Annotated in this window: 1 pseudogene; it reads left to right on the top strand. The window is 67.1% G+C overall.

What is annotated here, in order from left to right:
- Positions 1-617, top strand: a pseudogene (locus H6B10_RS15030) (hypothetical protein); the annotation flags it as partial.

The following is a 617-nucleotide window of genomic DNA, read 5'->3' as shown; positions in this document are numbered from 1 at the left end:
CTGCTGGGCACGCCGGGGTATGCGGCGCCGGAACAGTTCGGGTTCCGCCAGACCGATGCCCGGGCCGATCTGTACAGCCTGGGGGTACTGCTGAACCAGCTGGTCACCGGCAGCTTTCCCCAGGAACGGCTGGCCCCGGCCCCTCTGGGGGAGATCGTGCGCCGTTGTACGGCGCTGGACCCGGGGCAGCGCTATGCCGATGCAGCCCAGCTGCAGGCGGTGCTGGCCAAAATCTGCCCGCCCGATGCAGTACAGGCCGACCCGATGCCCGGCGGCCCCCTGGGGGTGGAGTGGGGCGGCATACCGGGGTTCCGCACCGGCAACCCCACCCACATGCTGACGGCCATTGTGGTGTACGGCGTCATTCTTTTGATCGTGGCGGCGCTGGTGGCGGTGTCGATGGAATCCCTTTCCAATTTTATGGTGGGCATCCCGATGCTGGCCATAGCGGTGGGCGTGTACCTCTTCTGGTTTGATGTGGCCGGTGTGCGCCGCCGCTGGGCACCGCTGGAACGGTACCGGGGCACCCGCTGGTACAAACCCTACTGCGTGTGTATCGTGGCCCTTTGGCTGGCGGCCTGGACGCTGGTGATGTTCGTGGGTGTGAACGCTGCCGG

Origin of the sequence: Gemmiger formicilis (assembly GCF_016901605.1) — a bacterium.
In the GTDB taxonomy this organism is placed as follows: domain Bacteria; phylum Bacillota; class Clostridia; order Oscillospirales; family Ruminococcaceae; genus Gemmiger; species Gemmiger formicilis_B.
This window is presented reverse-complemented; position numbering and strand designations above follow the sequence as displayed.